Origin of the sequence: Tunicatimonas sp., from assembly GCF_049647865.1 — a bacterium.
In the GTDB taxonomy this organism is placed as follows: domain Bacteria; phylum Bacteroidota; class Bacteroidia; order Cytophagales; family Cyclobacteriaceae; genus Tunicatimonas.
The window spans coordinates 1-2,650 of sequence record NZ_JBARYM010000055.1 but is presented as its reverse complement, the minus strand read 5'-3'; the positions used below and the strand labels follow the sequence as shown (position 1 = coordinate 2,650).

4 protein-coding genes are annotated in these 2,650 nt (G+C 46.6%); 3 read left to right on the top strand and 1 reads right to left on the bottom strand.

What is annotated here, in order from left to right; genetic code table 11:
• The coding region (locus WBA23_RS02045; protein WP_424580574.1) for a hypothetical protein at positions 1 to 650 on the bottom strand (650 nt) is incomplete at its 3' end.
• A 114-nt stretch (positions 651 to 764) separates the two neighbouring features.
• Here WBA23_RS02045 and WBA23_RS02040 point away from each other — a divergent pair.
• The 3 genes from WBA23_RS02040 to WBA23_RS02030 form a co-directional block, all read left to right on the top strand.
• On the top strand, positions 765 to 1,769 hold the full coding sequence (locus WBA23_RS02040) for a helix-turn-helix transcriptional regulator (RefSeq protein ID WP_424580573.1): 1,005 nt from the start codon (positions 765 to 767) through the stop codon (positions 1,767 to 1,769).
• 256 nt (positions 1,770 to 2,025) lie between these two features.
• Positions 2,026 to 2,250, top strand: coding sequence for a DUF433 domain-containing protein (locus WBA23_RS02035; RefSeq protein WP_424580572.1), 225 nt, complete (start codon positions 2,026 to 2,028; stop codon positions 2,248 to 2,250).
• An 82-nt stretch (positions 2,251 to 2,332) separates the two neighbouring features.
• The coding region (locus tag WBA23_RS02030) for a DUF5615 family PIN-like protein (protein WP_424580571.1) at positions 2,333 to 2,650 on the top strand (318 nt) is incomplete at its 3' end.

The following is a 2,650-nucleotide window of genomic DNA, read 5'->3' as shown; positions in this document are numbered from 1 at the left end:
TCTTTAGGCAGAATTGCTATTAGCAAAAAGAAGCTAACAAAACCAACTATGTATGCGATGAACCCCTTTCGTCGGCTGGCAAATGGCCAGTAGAGTAGCCTTCTAATTGCCGGTATCCAGCTATCGTACGTGCTTACCAGAAAATGGAAATCATTTCCCAGATTGAAAAGCAGTAGTGGTACACGCGGGTTTGGTACCGGATAGCCGCTAAGGGCAGGCGAGGTACCGAGTACGGAATAACTGCTTTGATGCCACTGTATCTCTTTCTGCGTCAGAATTTGTTGCTGAAACTGCTTCAAGTCCATTTCCATCCTCAGCCAAGGTTTACCTCGGGAGTGGTGAGTAGCATAAAAGCAAAGTCCGTACGTATGGATGATCCAATCAATGTCCTTTTGGTGAAATACCCGTGATGCATCCAGCTTTAATACTTTCATTACGTGTTTAATTTGCTCGGCGGTAAGTTGGTCTACCAGCGAGTCGGAAGGGAAACCAGCCGAATGTAACTGCTGATAGCTTTCCAACGAAGTATTGGTAAGCTGGTCGTAGCGATCCGGGCGTTGCAAATTGATAAGTTCTTCCAGCTTTTGGTATGGTTCAGGATTAGAGGCTTTTCGTTCATCTAAAGCGGCCCGTAGCGATACTTCTTTCATCTGTGAGATGGTATTGTTTTACTTTCGGGTTCAATATACCGGGGCTTTAGACAAATTTCGGACATTTTATGGCCGAAATATCCGGTTTTCTTTTAGATTTTAGTATTATCGGCTATGAAGACGACGAATCTGGAACGCCTACGGCTACTACTGGACGACGGAAGCCAGCTCACTTTGTCACAGTTACAAGAACAGTTGGCTGTTAGCGAACGACAGGTGCGCCGCCTACTGCAAGAGCTTCGGCAAGCTGGCATTACGGTGCAACACGAATACCACGACGGTCGCAAGCACTTCTTTCTGGCTGAGGAAGACCAACGTACAGCCTTGCCCAATCCGCGCTTTTCCCAGGCCGAACTGAAAGCGTTCACGCTGGCAGCCAAAGCTAGTCAGACAATCTTAGCCGCTACTCCTCACGCAAAGCCATTACGTAGCGGGTTTGATAAATTGCTGGAACAAGTAGACCCGGTAGCTTACGTCTTTGATGTGGAAGATCAATTACAAACCTGGCATTTTGAAAGCATGGTGCCGGACGCTATTGCGCTGGACAACTTTCGCAAGCTAGATCAGGCGATTGCTGACCGCTGCTCGGTGCGGATTGATTATACCACCGGTGGCAGCGGGAAGGTGAATGAAGACCGCCGGATTGATCCTTACTTTCTGGCAAAGCGGGGGCGCTCGTGGATGGTGATCGGCTACTGCCACCAACGAAAAGCCTTACGCAACTTTGCCCTGGTACGGATTAGCCAAGTAGCGTGCTGCGATCCGGCGGAAGAAAATGCCATTTTTACGATCCCCGAAGACTTCGTACCAGAAGAGTACTTTCGGGGAGCGTTCGGGGCAATCAATTCCGACACGGTTTACGATCTACGCTTATTGGTAGAGCCCAACAAAGCCTTTGCTTTTCGTGATCGGAAGTACCACACTAGTCAGAAAATTGAAGAGGAGCGTCAGGACGGCCGACTGGTGGTTACCCTACAAATGGAAGGCTGGGAAGAGATACGTTCGTTCGTACAGGGTTGGGGCGTGGGGGTGACCGTGTTGGACCCGCCCGAACTACGGAAGCGGCTGTACCAGGAAGCGCAGGAGCTCGCTAATCGCTACCAGACCGATGCATCGTAACTCTTGTAGTAGCTAACGGTTCTTCTTACGGGTACGGCGTAGTACTTCCTCACGAGAGATTGGCTGACGCGGTCGGCTAGACTTAGCATACAGATCCTGCCAAACTTCCTTCGCGTTGCGGTTAGCGAAAGGGTTGGGTGCAGTAGGACTGCATCTTCTTGCCGTGTAGCAGACTGTTGTGATTTTTTCATGAAGCTAGTATAGCAAATATTGTATTTCAATACCAGCTGATGCGATTATTCGTTATATTTGGAGTATGGAAGACTATCGTGGACATATCACTATTGAGGCGGGTAAGCGAAGTGGCCAACCTTGTATTCGAGGATTAAGGATCACTGTTTACGATATCCTTGGTTACTTGGCTGCTGGTATGACTGGGGAAGAAATACTAGAAGATTTTCCTGAACTTACCAATGACGATATAAGAGCATCCTTAGCGTATGCAGCTGATGCTGACCGGGGAAAACTCATCATAGCTTAACTTAAGTTAGATGTGATATTTGCAATTATCAGAATCAATTTTTATTATTGTACCATTACTAACGTTAAGTTACTTATTCTCTATGTTCTTGCTGTTGGATAACCATCTTTCGTTTCGCTTAATTGGAATACTTCGGACGACATATCAGGAACTACATCATGTAAAAGATTACCAGCTTGAGAAAGCAAGTGACGATGAGATCTGGAGTTTTGCCAGACAGCAAAAAGACGCTGCCATTGTCACGAAAGATATGGATTTCTATCACTTATTAAACCATTATGGCCCACCACCTAAGGTAATTTGGATACGGATAGGCAACTCTACAACTCAGCATGTTGCCCAACTATTAATTGCTCAATCAGTAACAATCAAAAAATTTTTATCCAGCGATACGCTATCT

Excerpts from the sequence above, each read along its gene's own strand:
- WBA23_RS02040 (WP_424580573.1), top strand. The coding sequence starts at position 765 with ATGAAGACGACGAATCTGGAACGCCTACGGCTACTACTGGACGACGGA.
- WBA23_RS02035 (WP_424580572.1), top strand. The coding sequence starts at position 2,026 with ATGGAAGACTATCGTGGACATATCACTATTGAGGCGGGTAAGCGAAGT.